The organism is Microbacterium limosum, assembly GCF_036324365.1.
Lineage (GTDB): Bacteria > Actinomycetota > Actinomycetes > Actinomycetales > Microbacteriaceae > Microbacterium > Microbacterium limosum.
In genome coordinates, this window is sequence record NZ_CP137080.1 from 232,342 (window position 1) to 252,501 (window position 20,160).

A 20,160-nucleotide genomic window follows, 5' to 3' on the forward strand; every position below is an offset into this window, starting at 1 on the left:
GGCCCCGACTTTTCGCAAGGAGCCCCCCGTCATGACCGATCGTTCCGACGTGCCCGCCGACACCACCGCCGAGGACGACGTCTTCGAGCAGAAGGCGGTGCGCCTGGCCAAGCGGGAGCGCCTCATCGAGGAGCGGACGGATGCCGCGGGCGGCGCCTACCCCGTAGCCGTTCCGATCACGACGACCATCCCGGCGCTGCGCGCGGAGTACGGCGAGCTCGAGGCGGACACCCGCACGGGCGCGCGGGCCGGTGTCGCCGGACGCATCGTCTTCAGCCGCAACACCGGCAAGCTGTGCTTCGCGAGCCTGCAGTCGGGTGACGGCAGCCGCATCCAGGCGATGGTCTCGCTCGCCGAAGTGGGCGAGGAGTCGCTGCAGCGCTGGAAGGACCTGGTCGACCTGGGCGACCATGTCTTCGTGTCGGGAGAGGTGATCTCGAGCCGCCGCGGCGAGCTGTCGATCATGGTCTCGGACTGGCGGATCGCGGCGAAGGCGCTGCTTCCGCTGCCGAATCTGCACTCCGAGCTGAGCGAGGAGAGCCGGGTGCGCAGCCGGTACCTCGACCTGATCGTGCGCGACCAGGCCCGGCAGACGGTGCTCTCCCGCGCCGAGGTCAACGCATCCCTGCGGCGCACGTTCTCGTCGCACGGATTCGTCGAGGTCGAGACGCCGATGCTGCAGGTGCAGCACGGCGGCGCGAGCGCCCGGCCCTTCGTCACGCGCTCGAACGCCTTCGACACCGAGCTCTACCTGCGCATCGCTCCTGAGCTCTTCCTCAAGCGCGCCGTCGTCGGCGGCCTCGAGCGGGTGTTCGAGATCAACCGCAACTTCCGCAACGAGGGTGCCGATTCCACGCACAGCCCGGAGTTCGCGATGCTCGAGGCGTACCAGGCCTACAGCGACTACAACGGCATCGCCGACCTGACGCAGGAGCTCATCCAGGATGCCGCCCGCGCCGTCGCGGGATCGACGAGCGTCACGTGGGCCGACGGCACCGAGTTCGACCTCGGCGGCGACTGGGACCGCATCTCGATGTACCCGTCGCTCTCCGCGGCGGCGGGGCGAGAGGTCACCCCCGCGACCTCGATCGACGAGCTCCGCGCGCTCGCGGCGGAGGCGGGCATCGAGGAGCCCCCCCACGCCACGCACGGCAAGCTCGTCGAGGAGCTGTGGGAGCACTTCGTCAAGACGGGCCTCGAGCGCCCCACCTTCGTCATGGACTTCCCCGTCGACACCAGCCCGCTCGTGCGCGAGCACCGCACCGAGCCGGGCGTCGTGGAGAAATGGGACCTCTACGTGCGCGGGTTCGAGCTGGCCACCGGCTACTCCGAGCTCGTCGACCCCGTCATCCAGCGGGAGCGGTTCGTGGAACAGGCGAAGCTGGCGGCGCGGGGCGATGTCGAGGCCATGCGCATCGACGAGGAGTTCCTCCGCGCGCTCGAGCACGGCATGCCGCCCTCGGGAGGCATGGGGATGGGCATCGACCGGCTGCTCATGGCCATCACCGGCCTCGGCATCCGCGAGACGATCCTCTTCCCGCTCGTCAAGTAGCGCGCGCAACGCCGCTCACGGCCGCTCGAACGCCCACTCGGGCAGCACGGCGTTCTGAACCAGCGTGAGCACGATCGTCGCCATGCCGTGCTCGGGCTCGATTCGCAGGGCCTCGGTCGCGAACCAGGCGGCCTGCGTCGACCGGCCGAGCGCCCAGCAGAGCCACGCCGCCGCCGACATCGGACCGGGGCGGCGAGCCCGTGGCGCAGTGGCGGCGACGCGGCGCATCAGCTCGAGCGCGGTCGTCAGCCGCGCCGGCTCGGGCCGAGGACCCCGCCCGAGCAGAGCATCGGCGCAGTCCTCCGCAAGGTCCTCGCCCGCGTGCCAGGCCAGCTGATCGGCGAGGGTGGCGTCGCCGGTCTCCACGTCGCCGCACATCTGCGTGAGGAACACATCGCGGAAGACGGGCCGCTCGATGCACCACAGCAGGGTCGCGGCGTCGAAGGGGTCGAGCGAGGCCGGCGCCCACGTCAGCGACCGCTCGAAGAAGGCCGGGAGGTCGTCCAGGGCGCCGACGATCGCGAGGGCCCGGGGATCGATGCCGGCGAGATCGCCCCGGCCGTGCCCGACGCCGCAGCCGAGCGCGGCCGCGGCATCCTGCAGCGCAGCGTGCGCGCGGGCGACGCGCTCCTTCTCGGCCAGGTCGACGGCCGGCAGGGACGCCCCGTCGGACTGCGTCGCCCCGGAGGCCGGCAGGGCGAAGGGCACGTCGGCTTCCCGTCGCCGGATGCGGTCGAGGTCCCATCCGCCGGGCGGGGTCTCGGCGTCGAGGTAGGAACCCCATGCGTCGGCCGCGACGCACAGGGCGTCGACGAGTTGGAGCCCGCACGCGTGCGCCTTCGCCTCGATCGCGTCGACGGCGTCGCGGCAGGGCAGGTCGTCCGGGCCCGCGCGGAGCGGGTCGTCTGTGTAGACGACGACGGCGACCCCGTCGACGCTGTCGACCTTGCACGCGAGCCCCACGGCGGTCGCCGCGGCGCTGTCCACGCTCAGCGGATCGCGGAAGGCCGCCAGATCGAGGCGGATGACGCCCGCCGTGCGTGTGCCGCGGAAGAGCACCAGCGCGACGCTGTCGACAGGCCGGTAGCCGGCCAGAGCGGGGACGAGGGCGAGGAAGTCGGCGGCGTCGGCGGCCTTGAACACGGTCTGCATGGCGCCAGCCTGGCGGGGGCCGGGGCCGCGGCATCCGCCCGTGAGCACGTTCGGCGGAGAGTCCCTTTTCCGGCGGGCTGGGGAGGAGCCCCGGGCGACGCGGCGGGTACGATGGGCGGGTGGACGAATGGATGCCGGTCGTGTGGGCGCTGCTGCCGACGACCGTCGTCGCCGCCGTGTTCTGGTTCGTCCTCCGGGGCATCCTGCGCATGGACCGCACCGAGCGCCGCGTGTACGCGCGCATCGAGGCGGAGGAGCGGCGCAAGCGCGGGCTTCCGCCCGTCGCCGACGACGCCCCCGCGCCGCGCTGAGCCGCGACGGGCGGCACCGATACGCTGAGGACGAATCAGCGTAGGGAGATCCGTGCTCGTCCTCGACATCGACATCACATGGCCGGTGCTTGTCCTGCTGCTGTTCGACCTCACGATCCGCGTGTGGGCGATCATCGTCATCCCGCGCAATCGCCGCCCCACCTCGGCGACCGCGTGGCTGCTCGCGATCTACTTCATCCCCGTCGTGGGGCTGCTGCTGTTCTTCCTGATCGGCAACCCGAAGCTGCCGCGGCACCGTCGCAAGCAGCAGGAGCAGATCAACGCCTACATCCGGGAACGCACGAAGGATCTCGACTTCGGCACGCTGCGCCCCAACGCTCCGGCATGGTTCACCTCGCTCGTCGGCATGAACCGCCACCTCGGCGCGATGCCGCTCGCCGGCGACAACGCCGCGCAGCTGATCTCGGGCTACCAGGAGAGTCTCGACGCGATGGCCGAGGCCATCCGCGGCGCGCGCGAGCACGTGCACGTGGAGTTCTACATCCTGCAGACCGACGCGGCGACCGACGACTTCTTCCGCGCCATGGAGGAGGCCACCGCGCGGGGGGTGACGGTGCGGGTGCTTCTGGACCACTGGGCCAACCGGGGCAAGCCGCACTACCGGCGCACGCTCAAGCGCCTCGACGCGATGGGGGCCGCCTGGAGGCTCATGCTCCCCGTGCAGCCGCTGAAGGGCAAGTGGCAGAGGCCCGACCTGCGCAATCACCGCAAGCTGCTCGTCGTCGACGGGCGCGTGGCGTTCATGGGCTCGCAGAACGTGACGGATTCGACCTATAACCTGAAGAAGAACATCCGGCGGGGGCTGCACTGGGTCGACCTCATGGTGCGGCTGGAGGGGGCGATCGTCCCGAGCGTCAACGCGGTGTTCCTCTCCGACTGGTTCAGCGAGACGAACGAGGCGCTCACGGCCGAGTTCGACCTCGACGACCTTCGCGCCGGGCCCGGTGATCTCGACTGCCAGGTGGTTCCGTCGGGGCCGGGATTCGATGTCGGGAACAATCTCAGGCTCTTCCTCGGCCTGCTCTACGCCGCCGAACGCAAGGTCATCATCGTCAGCCCCTACTTCGTGCCCGACGAGGCGCTCCTGCTTGCCATCACCTCGGCCTGCTACCGAGGCATCGAGGTGCAGCTGTTCGTCTCGGAGGAGGGCGATCAGGCGATCGTGTACCACGCGCAGCGCAGCTATTACGAGGCGCTGCTCGAGGCGGGCGTGAAGATCTGGATGTACCGGAAGCCCTACATCCTCCACTCGAAGAGCCTCACCGTCGACGACGAGATCGCCGTCATCGGGTCGAGCAACATGGACATGCGCTCCTTCGGTCTCAACATGGAGATCTCGCTGCTCGTGCGCGGGGCGGAGTTCGTCGATCAGATGCGCGAGGTCGAGGATCAGTACCGCTCGCTCTCGCGAGAGCTCACCCTGGACGAGTGGCGTCAGCAGCCCCTCCGGTCGACGGTCCTCGACAATCTCGCGCGTCTGACGTCGGCCCTGCAGTAGCCTCCCGGATCGTTATCGGGCCGACACCTCCGCGCGGCCGAGATGCGTGAGGATGGGACGTGTCCGTGCGGGGATGCCGCGGCATCCCCGCGTCGAAGGGGTTCTCATGAGCGCGCGTCTATCCTCGCTGCCGGTCCTCGCTGCCGCCGCGCTGGTGGTGCTCTCCGGGTGCGCATCCACCCCCACGACCGAGCCCACCGCGCTCGCTCCCACCGAAGACGTCGTCGAGATCGAGGCGGATGCCGCGTGGCTCGACGGCGGCCGCATGATCGGCCTCGTCACGTGGGGCAGCTCCTCGTGCGTGCCGACGGTCGAGGACACCGCGATGCTCGACAACGGCACCCTCGTGGTGTCGCTGCTCGAGCCCGAGGAGGGCACCGCGTGCACGCGCGACCTGGCGCCGCGGGCGACGCTCGTGGACGTGCCCGAGGCGGTCGACCCGACACAGGACCTCGAGATCGAGGTCACGGGCTCCGGGATCATGGGCGACGCCGAGCTCGACGGCGTCGCGGGACTCGCGTCCGGGGGCGAGACCGACTATCTCCCGAGCGCGGGCTGGGTCGACGACGACGGCATGTTCGTCGTGCTGACCTGGGGCTCCTCGGGCTGCCCGCCCGTGCTTCAGGATGCCGTGGCCACCGGCCCCGCAGAGGTGACCGTGACCTTCGAGAACCCGCCCGCCGATCAGGTGTGCACCGCCGATATGGCACCGCGCTCGACCCTCGTGACCGTCGACGGCGTCGAGGAGGACGCCGGCGCCGTCGCGATCCTCACGGGGTCCTCGGAGTTCGCGGACGTGCGCGTCGACATCATCGGCGGCGACTGACACCGCGCGCGTCCTGCATCAAAGGGGACGCAGGTCGCGCGCGGTGGCTCTATCCCGGGGTCGGGGGAACCGACCGGGGCGCGGCGCCGGGCAGAAGAGCGGCCGTCACGCCCACGGCGAACACGGGCACGCGGCATCCGAGGGCTGGTTACCCTCGATGTATCGCCCAGGAGTGGGCGTCTACGGCCGATGCCGAGGAGTGACATGTTCGAGAGATTCACCGACCGTGCCCGTCGAGTGGTGGTGCTCGCCCAAGAAGAGGCGAAGATGCTCAACCACAACTACATCGGCACCGAGCACATCCTGCTCGGGCTGATCCACGAGGGCGAGGGGGTCGCCGCCAAGGCGCTCGAGTCCCTCGGCATCTCGCTCGATGCCGTCCGCGAGCAGGTGCAGGACATCATCGGCCAGGGGCAGCAGCAGCCGACGGGCCACATCCCCTTCACACCGCGCGCCAAGAAGGTGCTCGAGCTGTCGCTGCGCGAAGCCCTGCAGCTCGGCCACAACTACATCGGCACCGAGCACATCCTCCTGGGGCTCATCCGCGAGGGCGAGGGCGTCGCCGCTCAGGTGCTCGTCAAGCTCGGCGCAGACCTCAACAAGGTGCGCCAGCAGGTGATCCAGCTCCTGTCGGGCTACCAGGGCAAGGAGCCCGCGGCCGTCTCCGGCGCAGCGCACGAGAGCCAGCAGGCCGCGCAGGGCGGATCCGCCGTGCTCGACCAGTTCGGCCGCAACCTCACGCAGGCCGCCCGCGACAACAAGCTCGACCCCGTCATCGGGCGCGAGAAGGAGATCGAGCGGGTCATGCAGATCCTCTCGCGTCGCTCCAAGAACAACCCCGTGCTGATCGGTGAGCCCGGCGTCGGCAAGACCGCCGTCGTCGAGGGCCTCGCCCAGGCGATCGTCAAGGGCGATGTGCCCGAGACGCTCAAGGACAAGCAGGTCTACTCGCTCGACCTCGGCTCGCTCATCGCCGGCTCCCGCTACCGCGGCGACTTCGAGGAGCGCCTGAAGAAGGTCACGAAGGAGATCCGCACGCGCGGCGACATCATCGTCTTCATCGACGAGATCCACACCCTCGTGGGTGCGGGCGCCGCCGAAGGCGCGATCGACGCCGCATCCATCCTGAAGCCGCTCCTCGCCCGCGGAGAGCTGCAGACGATCGGCGCCACGACACTCGACGAGTACCGCAAGCACTTCGAGAAGGATGCCGCGCTCGAGCGCCGCTTCCAGCCGATCCAGGTCGCCGAGCCGTCGCTGCCCCACGCGATCAACATCCTGAAGGGCCTGCGCGACCGGTACGAGGCCCACCACAAGGTGCAGATCACGGATGGCGCGATCGTCGCCGCCGCGAACCTCGCCGATCGCTACATCAGCGACCGCTTCCTGCCCGACAAGGCGATCGACCTGATCGACGAGGCCGGCGCCCGCCTGCGTCTGTCGATCCTGTCCTCGCCCCCCGAGCTGCGCGAGTTCGACGAGAAGATCGCCAAGGTGCGCGAGCAGAAGGAGCTCGCCTCCGAGGAACAGGACTTCGAGAAGGCCGCATCGCTGCGCGACGAGGAGAAGTCGCTGCTCGCCGAGCGTCTGCGCCTGGAGAAGCAGTGGCGCTCGGGCGACGTCGCCTCCCACGCGGTGGTCGACGAGGGCCTGATCGCCGAGGTGCTGGCGCAGGCCACCGGCATCCCCGTCTTCAAGCTGACGGAGGAGGAGACCAGCCGTCTCGTCTTCATGGAGAAGGCGCTGCACCAGCGCGTCATCGGCCAGGAGGAGGCGATCGCCGCCCTGTCGAAGACGATCCGACGCCAGCGCGCAGGCCTGAAGGACCCCAAGCGTCCCTCGGGCTCGTTCATCTTCGCCGGACCCACGGGTGTCGGAAAGACAGAGATGGCGAAGGCGCTCGCCGAGTTCCTCTTCGACGACGAGGGCGCCCTGATCTCGCTCGACATGTCGGAGTTCGGGGAGAAGCACACCGTCTCGCGCCTGTTCGGCGCCCCTCCCGGCTTCGTCGGGTTCGAGGAGGGCGGCCAGCTCACCGAGAAGGTGCGCCGCAAGCCGTTCTCGGTCGTGCTGTTCGACGAGATCGAGAAGGCCCACCCCGACATCTTCAACTCGCTGCTGCAGATCCTCGAAGAGGGTCGCCTGACCGATGGTCAGGGGCGCGTCGTCGACTTCAAGAACACGGTCATCATCATGACGACCAACCTCGGTTCGTCGGCGATCGCGGGCGGTCCCGTCGGCTTCCAGATCGAGGGCGACTCGCAGACCAGCTACGAGCGGATGAAGGGCAAGGTCGACGAGGAGCTCAAGCGCCACTTCAAGCCCGAGTTCCTCAACCGACTCGACGACATCATCGTCTTCCCGCAGCTGACGAAGGCCGAGCTGGTGCAGATCGTCGACCTGTTCACGAAGCGCCTCGCCGAGCGCCTGCTCGACCGCGACATGACGATCGAGCTGTCGACCTCGGCCAAGGAGCGGCTCATCGAGATCGGGTTCGACCCCGCGCTCGGTGCGCGTCCCCTGCGCCGCGCGATGCAGCACGAGGTCGAGGACCGTCTCAGCGAGAAGATCCTGCACGGCGAGCTGAACGCCGGCGACCACGTGAAGGTGGATGCCGAGGGCGGCCAGTTCACGTTCGAGGTCGCACCGCGCGGAGACAAGGTCGCCGTCGGCGTCGGAGCCGCGGGGGAGATCGCCGCGACGCCGGACATCGCCGCCGCCGACTGACGGCTCGCGGAGCCCGGTGCGGGCATCACGACCGAAGAGGGGGTCGCCGTCATCGGCGGCCCCCTCTCTCGTCGTGTCGGACCTCGCGGGGGAGGCGGACAACACTCCGGCACGATGCGGCGTCGACGGCCGTAATGCGCGCGGCGCCGCGCGTCGCGCGCGGTCGGTCCGGAATGTTGTCGCGCGGCCCGGGGTCACGGCGGGCCTACGCTGGAGCGATGGCAGAGTTCACCGTGCGAGCCGCGCGCACCGGCGATGTGACCGGCATCCGCGACATGCTCGAGCCGTTCGTGCAGCGCCGCATCCTGCTCGGCAAGGACCTCGTCGTGCTCTACGAATCCGTCCAGCAGTTCGTCGTCGCCGAGGACGCCGAGGGACGCCTCATCGGCTGCGGCGCGCTGCACGTCATGTGGGAGGACCTCGGCGAGGTGCGCACCCTCATCGTCGTGGACGAGTGGCTGCACCACGGCGTCGGTCGCGAGATCGTCGATCGGCTCGAACAGGATGCGCGCGAGCTCGGGCTCCGTCGCCTGTTCTGCCTGACCTTCGAGGTCGACTTCTTCTCGCGGCGGGGATTCCACGAGATCGGCGAGCAGGTCGTGCCGCCCGACGTGTACTCGCAGCTGCTGCGCAGCCCCGACGAGGGCGTGGCGGAGTTCCTCGACCTCGCGCACGTCAAGCCCAACACCCTCGGCAACACCCGGATGCTCAAGTCGCTCGACTGAACGGATGCCTCGGCCATCGTCCGGCCCGCACCGGGCGCGCCGACCCGGGCGCCGCGCGCCGCCGACGTAACCTGAGGGCATGACCGGTCAGTCGCCCCGCTCCCGACGGCATTCGCCCGCCGTGTACCGGCGTCGGCGTCTCGCGCTGATCCTGGGGATCGTGCTGATCGCGGCGCTCGTGTGGCTGTTGATCGCGCAGCCGTGGCGCGGAGCGGCTGACGCCGAGCCCGCAGCGAACCCGTCGCCGTCGCCGTCCGTGACCTCGCCGGCCCCGACACCGACGGCGACGGAGCCGACCGAGACGGGAAACCCGGGAGACGCACTGCCCGAGGAGACCGCCGACGCGCCGCTCGAGGCGGTCGCCTGCGCGACCGGAGCCGTGTCTGTCGAACCGCTGACGGACAAGGAGAGCTACGCCGCGGGGGAGAGCCCGCAGATCTCCATCCGCCTGACGAACACGAGCGCGAGCCCGTGCACGATCAACGTCGGCACGACGCAGCAGGTGTACACGGTCACGAGCGGCGGCGACACGTGGTGGCGCTCCACCGACTGCCAGAGCGAACCGAGCGACATGGTGGTGACGCTCGATGCCGGGCAGGTCGTCGAGTCGGCGACGCCCGTGACGTGGGACCGCACCCGCTCCTCGGTCGACACGTGCGACGGCGATCGTCCGCAGGCGCCGGGCGGCGGTGCTTCCTACCACGTGCAGGTCTCGATCGGCGGCATCACGGCGGCCTCGACGAAGCAGATCTTCCTCTACTGAGGGCGAAGGTGCTGCGCGCCCGCGAGCCCGCGTGCGGGCGCGGAATCCGGCCGGTCCGCTGGCCCGGCTACGCTGGAGGGATGGTCGGCTCACGCAAGAACAAGGGCGACGCCGCGGCGCAGTTCCGCTCGGAGGCCCTCGCCCGGGCGCTAGAGAAGCAGGACATGGCCGCGGTCGCCTTGGCGTTGCGCAACGGCAACACCGTCGTGCCGCTCATGAAGCCGGCCGCACGGGACAATCCGCTCGACACGGGCGAGGTGTGGACCTTCCGTGACCCCCAGACGGGTCAGGTGGCGCTGCTGCTGTTCAGCGACGCGCTCAACAAACCGGCCAACCTGCCGCCCGCGGTGGGGCTGCAGTCCCCCGGATGGCTTCTGGCGTTCCTGCGCAGCCACCGCGAGACGATCACCACCGTCTTCCTCGACATCGCCGGTCCTCACCCGATGCAGGCGTCGCCCGACGATCTCATCGCGGCCCTCGCCGACTGACGAGCGCATCGGCACAGGTGCGCCCCTCGATCCGCCTCAGGCCGGTGGGCGGGTGGGGATGACGCGGGCGTTCGCGAGCGCGAGGGCGACGTCGCCGGCGGATGCGTCCAGCAGCGACCGGTAGCCGAGCCGCGTGGCCTCGGATCGGCGCTGCACCCCGTGCGAGACGGGACGGATCTCGCCCGACAGGCTCAACTCCCCGAAGGCCGCCGAGCGCGGTGCGAGGGCGCGGTCGCTCGCGGCGCTCGCGATCGCGAGCGCGATGGCGAGGTCGGCGGCGGGCTCGGTGAGGCGGACCCCGCCGACGGTGGACACGTAGACGTCGCGCTGGGCCAGCCCGAGCCCCGCGCGCCGCTCGAGCACGGCCAGGATCATCGCCACGCGGGAGGACTCGACGCCGTTGACGACACGACGCGGGTTGGGGGTGGACGACGGGATGACGAGGGCCTGCACCTCGACCGGGAGGGCCCGCCGGCCCTCGACCGCGATCGTGACGCACGTGCCGCTGACCGGGTCGCCCTTGCCGAGGAAGAGCCCCGACGGGTCGGGCACCTCGGCGATGCCGTCGCCCGTCATCTCGAAGCAGCCGACCTCGTCGGTGGGACCGAACCGGTTCTTCAGCGCGCGCACGAAGCGCAGCGCCGTCTGCCGGTCGCCCTCGAAGTGGCACACGACGTCGACGAGGTGTTCGAGCAACCGGGGCCCGGCGATCGAGCCGTCTTTCGTGACGTGGCCCACGATGATGACGGGCAGCCCGCGCTCCTTCGCGATGCGGATGAGCGTCGCGGCGACCTCGCGCACTTGGCTCGGGTGGCCCGCGAGACCCTCGCTGAGCGAGGACGACACGGTCTGCACGGAGTCGACGATGAGCAGCCCCGGGTCGACCGCGTCGACCTGGCCGATGAGTGTGGCGAGGTCGGTCTCGCTGGCGAGGTAGAGCTCGTCGTGGAGGGCGCCCGTGCGCTCGGCGCGCAGCCGCACCTGCGCGGTGGACTCCTCTGCGCTGACGTAGAGCACACGGTGGCCGTCGCGGGCGGAGCGGGCGGCGACCTCGAGGAGGAGGGTGGACTTGCCGACGCCGGGCTCACCGGAGAGGAGGATCGCCGCGCCCGGGACGATGCCGCCGCCGAGCACGCGGTCGAACTCGCCCACGCCGCTCGGCCGCCGCGGGGACTCGGCGCTCGTGAGCTCGGTGATGGGCCGCGCCTCCCGGCCCGCCCCGGGCGGCGCCGGCGAGAATCCCCGGAGCACCCCCGTCTGCTGTGCGGCCTCGACGACCGCGCCCCACTGCTGGCACTCGGCGCAGCGGCCCGCCCACTTGGCGCTCGTCCACCCGCATTCGGTGCAGCGGTAGGCGGCGGGGGCGGGACGACGGGTGGCCATGTCTCGAGGGTAGGCGGGACCTCCGACATCCCCCCGTCGCCGCACCGGCGCCGGGCGGGCGCACCGGGTCAGCCGAGTGACTGGAACATCTGAGCGCGCTCGTCGAGCCGTCGATGCAGCTCGGCCTGCGCCTCGGCGAGGAGCGCGGGCTCCAGCGGGGGGTTCGCCACCCGCGTGTGGCCGTGGTGCGCCGCGATGTACGCGTCGAGCTCGGGTCCCGACGTCCAGGAGGTGACGAGGGCGTAGCGGGGCGAGTCGCCCGTGTGCCAGACGGCGTGGAAGTAGCGCTCCGTGTCGACGATGACGCGGCATCCGGCGGCCAACGGGATGCGTACCTCTCCCGAGGGGTCGCGCTGGTCCTCGCGGAGGACGAGCACCGAACCCGGGTCGTCGGTGAGGTTCAGGAAGCCCCGCACGACCCATCCCGTGCCGTCGGGGTTGAGGCGGTTGTTGTCGTCGTGGTGGAGGTTGTAGAGGGCGTCGGCGTACGTGTTGGGCTGCAGCTCGACGACGCGGCACCGCCCGACGTTCGCACCGGGCTCCCGGGCCAGCCCGACGAGCGCCGGGGCGAGCGCCGCCTGTGCGTCGACCCACACCCCGTCCTTGTCGGTGCGGGGCGGCGTGCGGTTCCAGAAGCCGTTGCAGTCCACCGAGCCGTCGTAGCTGGCCAGGGGAGCGAACCGCGTCACGCCCGAGGACCGCCAGCCGATGTACTCGAGGGATCGCCACTGCGCGGCATCGACGGGATCGAACGGGTCGAGGACGACGTATCCGGTCTCGGCGATGGCGGGAGAGGTCAGGTGCGGCACGGCTCAGCTCCGGAGGGAGTCGGCGACCCGCCGCAGGGCGTCCGCGGAGGCGTGGAGCAGCTCGAGCTCCCGCGGGGCGAACGAGGTCTCGCGGATCGGGACCGCGCCGGCGGCGCTCACGACCGAGGGCACGGAGAGCGCGACGCCGTCGACGCCGTGGAAGTCGCTCAGCACCGTGGAGACCGGGAGCACGGCGCGCTCGTCGCGGAGGACCGCCTCGACGATGCGGGCCGTCGAGAGGCCGATCGCGTAGTTGGTGGCCCCCTTTCCCTGGATGACCTTCTCGGCGGCGCCCCGCACGTCCAGCGCGATCTGGTCGAGCTCCGCCGTGGTCATCCGCGGGGTGCCGCCCGACTCCCAGTCCAGGATCGGCACGGTTCCGATGGTGGCCTTGGACCAGAGCGGGAACTCGGTGTCGCCGTGCTCGCCGACGATGTACGCGTGGACGCTCCCGGTGCCCACCCCCGCGCGCTCCGCGAGCTTCCAGCGCAGGCGCGACGTATCGAGCACGGTTCCCGAGGCGAAGATGCGTTCGGGCGGCAGCCCCGTCGACTCCTGGGCGAGCACCGTGAGCACGTCGCACGGGTTCGTGACGATGACGTAGACGGCGTGCGGGGCGACCTCCAGCAGCTGCGGCATCATGCGCTCGAGGATCGAGGCGTTCGTGCCGGCGAGCTCGATGCGCGACTGCCCGGGCTTCTGCTTCGCGCCGGCCGTGACGACGACGACGTGCGACCCCTCGACGACGGACAGGTCGCTGCCGCCGATGATGTCGCTCGCGCCCGTGAACTGCGTGCCGTGCGCGAGGTCGAGGACCTCGGCCTCGGCCTTCTCCGTCGCGATGTCGTAGAGCGCCACGTGCCGCGCCGATCCGCGAATGAGGGCCGCGTACGCCGCGCTGGCCCCCACGCTGCCGGCGCCGACGATGGTGAGCTTCGAGTTCTCGATGACGGCCATGCGTTCAGTCTGACAGGAGGCCGCGCGGGAGGGGAGTCAGCGGGCCGTGGGCTCCGGCTGCGGCATCCGGGCCGGGTTCCTGATGCCGGCCCACGACACCAGCCCGCCCGCGAGCATCAGCACGGCCGTCGCGATCGCGGCGCGGTGGAACCCGTCCAGGTCGAGTCGTCCGCCCACGATGAGGCCGATCGTCGCGACGACGAGGAGCCCGGCCACGCGCGAGACGGCGTTGTTGACGGCGGATGCGATGCCCGAGCGCTCCGTCTCGATCGCGCCGAGGATCGCCGAGGTCAGCGGCGAGACCGTCACCGCCAGGCCCAGCCCGAACACGAGCATGCTCGGCAGCACCTGCCACCAGTAGGAGAACTCGGGTGAGACCGTGAGCAGCAGAAGGGATGCCGCGGCCATGAGTAGCGGTCCCGCCGTCATGAACAGGCGGGGCCCGTGGCGGCCGGCGAGCGTGCCGAAGCGGGCGCTCAGCAGGATCATCATGATCGTGATCGGCAGGCTCGCGAGGCCCGCGAGGGTCGCGGTGAGCCCGGCGCCCTGCTGCAGGTAGACGGCCACGACGAAGCCGTTGAGGGCGAGGGCGCCGTAGACGAAGGCCGTTGCGATGTTGCCGGTCCAGAAGTTGCGGGCCCGGAAGAGGTCGAGCGGCAGGATGGGCGCGCGGGTCGTGCGCTGGCGCACGAGGAACAGCCCGAACATGAGCAGCCCCGCCGCCAGGGGGGCCCAGATCGCCGGAGAGCCCCAGCCGAGGTTCGGCTGCTCGATGAGCGCGAACACGGCGGCGCCGAGGCCGAGCGTGCACAGCGACGCGCCGATCCAGTCGATCCGCGCGTCGGGGCGACGCTGTTCGCGCTCGCCGAGGCGGCGCAGCAGCCAGAGCGTCGCCGCGATCGGCACGACGTTGATGAGGAACGCCAGTCGCCAGGAGAGCAGGTCGACGAAGAGCCCGCCGATCAGCGGGCCGACGACCATCGCGCCGGTCGTGAGGGAGGTCCAGATCCCGATCGCGCGGCCCTGCGCGGCATCCCGGAACGTCGAGGTGATGAGGGCCAGCGAGCTCGGCACGAGGAAGGCGCCCGCCGCTCCTTGAGCGGCGCGGGCGATGACGAGCACGAGGGGGTCGGGGGCGGCGGCGATCGCGACGGAGGCGATGCCGAAGCCGATGAGCCCGATGCGCAGCACGAGGATGCGGCCGAAGGCGTCGCTCACCGACCCCGCGAGCAGGATCAGCGCGCCGAGGGTGATGAGGTACGCGTCCACCGTCCACTGCTGGGTGACGAGCCCGCCGCCGAGCTCGCGGTCGATCGCGGGCAGGGCGACGTTGACGATCGTGCCGTCGAGGAACGCGACGAAGGAGGCGAGCACGGCGATCGCGAGCACGAGGCGCTGCCGACGCGGGAGGGGTTCGGCCACGCGCCCAACCTAGTCCCGCCGCGGGGCGGGCGGGGTGGCGGACGCGGCGGCGAGCGCGCTGCCCACGACGGCGCTCGTGCGCGGCCCGAGCCCGAGCGCCGCGGCGGTCGTGAGCTGATCGGCGGTGTCGACGTCGCGGCGCAGCGTGGATGCCGTGGGCAGCTCCAGCCGAGCGCAGCCGAGCGCGATGTGCCGCCGCAGCGAGTCCTCGCCGAACGCGGTGCGCAGCGCATGCCCCGCAGCCGCGGTTACGAGCGTGGATCCGAAGCCCTCGGCATCCGCCACGACCCCTCGCTCGCGCGTCGCGGCGAGGGCGAGGGCCACCTCGAGATCGGCCGGCGCGAGGGCGGGGAGATCGCCCAGCAGCGCCGCCCGCGGCATGTCGCGCCCCAGCGCGCCGGCGCCGAGCGCGACGGCGGCGTCGATGCCCCGCGGGCGGTCGCCCTCGGCGATGAGGCGGATGCCGCGGGCTGCGGCGAGGGCGCGGGAGATCTCTTCGTCGTCGGTCACGACCACGACCTCGCCGACGGCGCGGCACGACCGGGCCGCGGCGATCGTGTCGAGCGCGATCGCCCGCGCGAGGCGCTCACGATCCACATCCGCCACGCGCAGGCGCGACTTCCCGGATCGGGCCGGCTTGACCGGCACGATCACGCCCCACCACGCGCGCGTCATCCGCCCGTCCGCGTGCGTCATCCGCCCGTCCGCGCCCGCAGCCGCGGCAGGATCTCCGTGCCGTACAGGCGCAGGAACTCCTCCTGGTCGTGACCGGGGTCGTGGAAGACGAGGTGGCGGAAGCCCAGGTCGAGGTACCGTTCGATCCGGGCGACGTGCTCGTCGGGGTCGTCCGACACGATGAAGCGGGACGCCGCGCGCTCGATCGGAAGCCCGGCCGCCAGCCGCTGCATCACGAGCGGGTCGTCGACACCGGTCTTCTCCTCCGGGGAGAGCGCCAGGGGCGCCCAGAACCGGGTGTTCTCCCTGGCCGACGCCCGATCGGGCCGGAACGAGACCTTCACCTCGATGAGGGTGTCGATGTCCTCGCGCGAGCGACCGGCCTTGCCGAGGCCCTCGTCGAGCGCCGGCAGCAGCGTCTCGGTGTAGAGCTCGGGCTTCTTGCCGCTCGTGGTGATGTATCCGTCGGCGATGCGGCCGGCCAGCCGTGTCGCGGCGGGGCCGGATGCCCCGATGTAGATGGGCACGGGGCGATCGGGACGGTCGTAGATCGTGGCGTTCGAGGTGGAGTAGTAGGTGCCTTCGTAGGTGACGCGGTCCCGCGTCCACAGCTCGCGCATGAGGAGGATGGCCTCCTTCATCCGCTGGAAGCGCTCGGGGGGATCCGGCCACTCGAGACCGAGGGTCACCTCGTTGAGGGCCTCGCCCGTGCCGACACCGAGCACGACGCGGTCGGGATAGAGGGAGCCGAGCGTCGCGAACGCCTGCGCGACGACGCCCGGGTGGTAGCGGAACGTCGGCGTCAGGACCGACGTGCCCATGAGGATGCGCGACGTGCGGGAGCCGAGCGCGCCCAGCCACGGGATCGCCGCCGGGGCGTGTCCGCCGTCGTGCATCCACGGCTGCAGGTGGTCGGAGACGAAGACGGAGTCGAAGCCGACCTCCTCAGCGAGCACCGCGTACTCGAGCAGCTCGCGCGGCGCGAACTGCTCGGCCGAGGCCTTGTAGCCGAAGCGGATCGGAGTGCTCATGCGTGTCCTTCCAGGCATGCCGCCGCGACGGCGGGGGCGGGGAGCAGGTCGTCGGGGCCGATCGCGTCGAGGCGTTCGCGGAACGCCGCGACGGTGCCCGGCCAGAGCAGTGCGAGGCGGCCGCTGCGCTCGTCGACGTACCAGTTGCGGCATCCGCCCGACAGCCACGGCGTGCCAGCGGCGCGGGAGGCGATGTCGCGGGATGCCGCGGCCTCCGCCTCCGCCCGCACGCGCAGCGGCCGCAGGGGCGAGCGCAGCATGCGGGTGGCGAAGTCCGCCTGCTCCTCGAGCAGGAGGACGGCCGAGTTGTGGCCGAGCGCGGCGTTCGGCCCGCCCAGCACGAACAGGTCGGGGAAGCCCGACACGAGCGTCGATCCGACCGCCGTCATCCCCTCCGACCAGTGCTCCTCGAGCGTCGTGCCGTCCTCGCCCTCGACGAGCGACGCGTAGGGGGGTCGTGAGGCGTCGAACCCGGTGGCGAAGACGAGCACGTCCGCCTCGTGTCGGCGGCCGCTTTGCGCCACGAGGAGCCCGCCCTCGACGCGCGCGAGCGCTGAGGGCTCGAGCGTCGCGTCCGGGGAGGCGACGACCGGGTAGAAATCGTCCGAGAGCAGCACCCGCTTGCACCCGAAGGCGTAGCGCGGCGTCAGCGCGTCGCGGAGGGCGGGGTCCTCGACATGGGCCGCGAGGTGCGCGAGGGCGGCGCCGCGCGCGGCGGCGGAGGCGGCGGCATCCCCCGAGCGCGAGGCGAAGCGGGCCTCGCCCTCCTCCCGCAGGCGGGCGTGCAGCGCGGCGGGACCCTCGTCTGCCGCGCCCGCCGCACCGTGCTCACGCGGCAAGATCCAGGCAGGGCTGCGCTGGAAGAGGGTGACGTGCGCGCCGCGGCGCACCAGCTCGGGCACCAGCTGGATCGCGCTCGCCCCCGTTCCGACGACGGCGACGCGGCGGTCGGCCACGTCGACGGAGTGGTCCCAGCGCGCCGTGTGCATGACGGGCCCGACGAATCCGGCCAGCCCGGCGACGGCGGGGATGCGCGGCTGGGTGAGCCGCCCGCAGGCCAGCACCAGGGCCCCCACGCGGATGTCGCGGTCGTCGCGGCCCGCGGTGCGCACGAGCCACGACGATCCGTCCCACGTGGCCTGCCGCAGGTGGGTGCCGAGCCGCACGGCGGGGTCGATGCCCTCGTCCCGGGCGGTGCGCTGCAGGTAGGAGTGGATCGACGCGCCGGACGCGAAGGCGCCCCCCTCCTCCAGACCGGGACGGTCGGCGAAGCGGTAGAGCCCCGCGGGCACGTCGCACGCGACGCCCGGGTAGGTGTTCTCCCGCCAGGTGCCGCCGACGCTCTCGCCCCGCTCGATGATCGTGAACGAGTGGCGCCCGTGGCGCTGGAGGGCGCGGGCCATCGCCAGGCCGGCGAATCCCGCTCCGACGATCGCGACGTCGACGTCCGTGTCCACGGAGCCGCTCACGAGCGCGCCGCCCGGGCCGGCTCCGTGTAGTCGGTCGCGCGCGTGCGCAGGGGGCGGAACAGCCCGTCGGCGATGCGCCGGGCCTGCGCGAGCGGCATCTCGTGCCCGTGCTCGACGCCGACGCGCGGCAGCACCCGCCCGTCCAGGAGGGTGCCCCCGAGGTCGTCGCCGCCCGCCCGCAGCGCCGCGCTCACCTCGGCGGGGTGCAGCCGCGTCCACGGCACCTGGATGTGGCGGATGGTCTCCGAGAGCATCAGCCGCGACACGGCGACCATCGCGCGGTGCTCGTCGATCGGCGCGCGCCCGGGCACGAGAGCGGTGCCGTGCCCGGGCAGCGGCATCGGCACGAACTCCGTGAATCCGCGCGTCTCCCGCTGCAGCGTCGAGAGGGTGCGCAGGTGCGCGATGCGCTCCCCGGCCGTCTCGACGTGTCCGTAGAAGAGCACCGAGGTCGACCGCAGCCCGGCGCGGTGCGCCGCGCGGATCGCCTCGAGCCACCGCTCGATCTCGATGTCCTCCGGGGCGACGAGGCGCCGCACCCGCTCCGAGAGCACCTTGACGCCCGTGCCCGGCACGGTCCCCACTCCGGCATCCCGCAGCGCGGCGTAGGCGGCGTCGATGTCGCGGCCGGTCCCGCGCGCCAGATGCCGCACGTCGGCGGGACGGAAGGCGTGCAGGTGGATGCCGGGGGCCTCGCCCCGGATCGCGCGGGCGATCTCGAGGGCCGCGTCCGGGGCCTCGGATGCCGCGGGCGTCCCCTGCACGCAGATCTCGGTGGCGCCCAGCTCGCGGGCGTCGGCGGCGATGCGGCGCAGGTCGGCGAGGTCGTAGGTGTCGCGGCCGTCGCCACCGGTCGCGCGGTACTGCGCGGAGGAGACATTGCGGTTGACGACGATGCCGATCGCCTCGCCCACCGTGTAGCGGCGGACGTCGTCGGCGGCGCGGGTCAGTGCCTCGAGGGCGTCGCCCTCGGCGCGCAGAAGACGTACCCAGTCGTCGTCGTCGAGCGCGCCGGGCTCGGACGCCGCGCGATCCGCCAGCCCCTCCGCGGTCGCGCGCGGGCGGCGCGGGGGTGCGGCGGCGCGCGCCGACCTCACCGCGAGACCCGTCTGCGCATCGGCGAGCGCCCGGGTCGCCGGGACGACCTCCGGGTCGAGCCAGCGCTCGGCATCCTGCACGTATTCGGGGTGCGCCGTCAGGCGCTCCGTCAGCGCGAAGCCGAGGCCCTCGGTCAGCCGGGCGAGCTCGTCGAGATCGGGCCAGGGGCGCTCGGGATTGACGTGGTCGGCCGTGACCGGCGAGACCCCGCCCCAGTCATCGGCGCCGGCGGCCACGAGCAGCGCGAACTCGGCCGGGTCCGAGAGGTTGGGCGGCACCTGGATGCGCATGCGCGGACCCATCACGAGCCGCGCGACGGCGATCGTGGCCACGTACTCGCGCGGGTCCGCGTCCGGCGCGCCCCGCATCGCCGTGCGGGGCTTGGCGCGGAAGTTCTGCACGATCACCTCCTGGATGTGGCCGTGGGCCGCGTGCGCGTCGCGCAGGGCGACGAGCGATTCGGCGCGGTCGCGCAGGGTCTCCCCGATCCCCACGAGGATCCCCGTCGTGAAGGGCACGCGGGCGCGCCCGGCGTCGTCGATCACGCGCAGCCGCACCGCGGGGTCCTTGTCGGGCGAGCCGTTATGCACCTGGCCGGGCTCCTCGTAGAGGCGCCGCGAGGTCGTCTCGAGCATCATGCCCATGGAGGGCGCGGTCCCACGCAGCGCGAGCATCTCGTCGTACGTCATGACGCCCGGATTCAGGTGGGGGAGCAGGCCCGTCTCGTCGCGCACGAGGCGCGCCATCGCGGCGACGTACTCGAGCGTCGTGGCGTAGCCGTGCTCGTCGAGCCAGGCGCGCGCCTGCGGCCAGCGGTCCTCGGGACGATCGCCGAGGGTGAAGAGGGCCTCCTTGCAGCCGAGCGCCGCGCCCCGTCGTGCGACCGCGAGCACCTGCTCCGCCGTCATGTAGGGCGGCTTGTGCGCCCGCTTCAGCTGACCGGGGGTGTCGACGAAGATGCAGTAGTGGCAGCGGTCCCGGCACAGCGTCGTGAGCGGGATGAAGACCTTGCGGGAGTAAGTGAGCACGCCGGGCCGCCCCGCGAGCCGCAGCCCCTCGTCGCGGGCGGATGCGGCGGCGTCCTGCACCGCATCGGCATCCTCTCCGGTCGCGCGCAGCAGCGCCTCGACCTCGTCGACGTGCAGGCGCTCGTCCCGCGCCGCGCGGGTGAGCGCCGCCGCGACGGAGAGGGGTGCGGTGGGGGGAGAGGTGGGCACCGCGTCAGTCTTCCATCGTCCGGAGGGACGGGCTCC

The 20,160-nt window shown here is 72.1% G+C and carries 17 protein-coding genes; 8 read left to right on the forward strand and 9 right to left on the reverse strand.

Annotated features, from left to right (window positions below):
• The first annotated feature begins 31 nt into the window (after positions 1-31).
• A complete protein-coding gene (gene lysS, locus RYJ27_RS01160) occupies positions 32-1,552 on the forward strand; it encodes a lysine--tRNA ligase (protein WP_330170974.1) in 1,521 nt (506 codons plus the stop codon).
• Positions 1,553-1,567: 15 nt separating this feature from the next.
• On the opposite strand, the gene RYJ27_RS01165 is transcribed toward lysS, so the two are convergent.
• A complete protein-coding gene (locus RYJ27_RS01165) occupies positions 1,568-2,704 on the reverse strand; it encodes a DUF4192 family protein (protein WP_330170975.1) in 1,137 nt (378 codons plus the stop codon).
• Positions 2,705-2,823: 119 nt separating this feature from the next.
• Here RYJ27_RS01165 and RYJ27_RS01170 point away from each other — a divergent pair, with 119 nt between their 5' ends.
• The 7 genes from RYJ27_RS01170 (at position 2,824) to RYJ27_RS01200 (ending at position 10,063) form a co-directional block, all read left to right on the forward strand.
• Positions 2,824-3,015, forward strand: a complete 192-nt coding sequence (locus RYJ27_RS01170; RefSeq protein ID WP_330170976.1) for a hypothetical protein — start codon at positions 2,824-2,826, stop codon at positions 3,013-3,015.
• Positions 3,016-3,067: 52 nt separating this feature from the next.
• Positions 3,068-4,534, forward strand: a complete 1,467-nt coding sequence (gene cls / locus RYJ27_RS01175; protein ID WP_330170977.1) for a cardiolipin synthase — start codon at positions 3,068-3,070, stop codon at positions 4,532-4,534.
• 106 nt (positions 4,535-4,640) lie between these two features.
• A complete protein-coding gene (locus RYJ27_RS01180; RefSeq protein WP_330170978.1) occupies positions 4,641-5,360 on the forward strand; it encodes a hypothetical protein in 720 nt (239 codons plus the stop codon).
• 204 nt (positions 5,361-5,564) lie between these two features.
• Entirely contained in the window at positions 5,565-8,087 is a 2,523-nt protein-coding gene (locus RYJ27_RS01185; RefSeq protein ID WP_330170979.1) for an ATP-dependent Clp protease ATP-binding subunit, read from the forward strand.
• Positions 8,088-8,305: 218 nt separating this feature from the next.
• Entirely contained in the window at positions 8,306-8,812 is a 507-nt protein-coding gene (locus tag RYJ27_RS01190) for an amino-acid N-acetyltransferase (protein WP_330170980.1), read from the forward strand.
• Between the two features lie 79 nt (positions 8,813-8,891).
• Positions 8,892-9,575, forward strand: coding sequence for a hypothetical protein (locus RYJ27_RS01195; protein ID WP_330170981.1), 684 nt, complete (start codon positions 8,892-8,894; stop codon positions 9,573-9,575).
• Positions 9,576-9,655: 80 nt separating this feature from the next.
• The gene (locus RYJ27_RS01200; protein WP_330170982.1) at positions 9,656-10,063 is read left to right on the forward strand and encodes a dehydrogenase; all 408 of its coding nucleotides are present in this window, start codon (positions 9,656-9,658) and stop codon (positions 10,061-10,063) included.
• A gap of 36 nt (positions 10,064-10,099) precedes the next feature.
• On the opposite strand, the gene radA is transcribed toward RYJ27_RS01200, so the two are convergent.
• The 8 genes from radA to cofG form a co-directional block, all read right to left on the reverse strand.
• The gene (radA, locus tag RYJ27_RS01205; RefSeq protein ID WP_330170983.1) at positions 10,100-11,446 is read right to left on the reverse strand and encodes a DNA repair protein RadA; all 1,347 of its coding nucleotides are present in this window, start codon (positions 11,444-11,446) and stop codon (positions 10,100-10,102) included.
• Between the two features lie 68 nt (positions 11,447-11,514).
• Positions 11,515-12,255: a hypothetical protein gene (locus RYJ27_RS01210; RefSeq protein ID WP_330170984.1), complete on the reverse strand. Its 741-nt coding sequence runs from the start codon at positions 12,253-12,255 to the stop codon at positions 11,515-11,517.
• Between the two features lie 3 nt (positions 12,256-12,258).
• A complete protein-coding gene (locus RYJ27_RS01215; protein ID WP_330170985.1) occupies positions 12,259-13,212 on the reverse strand; it encodes an L-lactate dehydrogenase in 954 nt (317 codons plus the stop codon).
• 36 nt (positions 13,213-13,248) lie between these two features.
• Positions 13,249-14,634 (reverse strand): MFS transporter, encoded by a 1,386-nt coding sequence (locus tag RYJ27_RS01220; protein ID WP_330170986.1) that lies wholly within the window; start codon positions 14,632-14,634, stop codon positions 13,249-13,251.
• Between the two features lie 9 nt (positions 14,635-14,643).
• Positions 14,644-15,330 (reverse strand): 2-phospho-L-lactate guanylyltransferase, encoded by a 687-nt coding sequence (cofC, locus tag RYJ27_RS01225; protein ID WP_330170987.1) that lies wholly within the window; start codon positions 15,328-15,330, stop codon positions 14,644-14,646.
• Entirely contained in the window at positions 15,327-16,340 is a 1,014-nt protein-coding gene (gene fgd, locus RYJ27_RS01230; RefSeq protein WP_330170988.1) for a glucose-6-phosphate dehydrogenase (coenzyme-F420), read from the reverse strand. Before fgd ends, cofC begins: the two co-directional genes overlap by 4 nt.
• Positions 16,337-17,809 carry a flavin-containing monooxygenase gene (locus tag RYJ27_RS01235; RefSeq protein ID WP_330170989.1) on the reverse strand — a complete coding sequence of 491 codons (1,473 nt, stop codon included), beginning with the start codon at positions 17,807-17,809 and terminating at the stop codon, positions 16,337-16,339. The genes fgd and RYJ27_RS01235 overlap by 4 nt, the downstream gene beginning before the upstream one ends.
• Positions 17,806-20,124, reverse strand: coding sequence for a 7,8-didemethyl-8-hydroxy-5-deazariboflavin synthase CofG (cofG, locus tag RYJ27_RS01240; protein ID WP_330170990.1), 2,319 nt, complete (start codon positions 20,122-20,124; stop codon positions 17,806-17,808). The genes RYJ27_RS01235 and cofG overlap by 4 nt, the downstream gene beginning before the upstream one ends.
• Between the last annotated feature and the right edge of the window lie 36 nt (positions 20,125-20,160).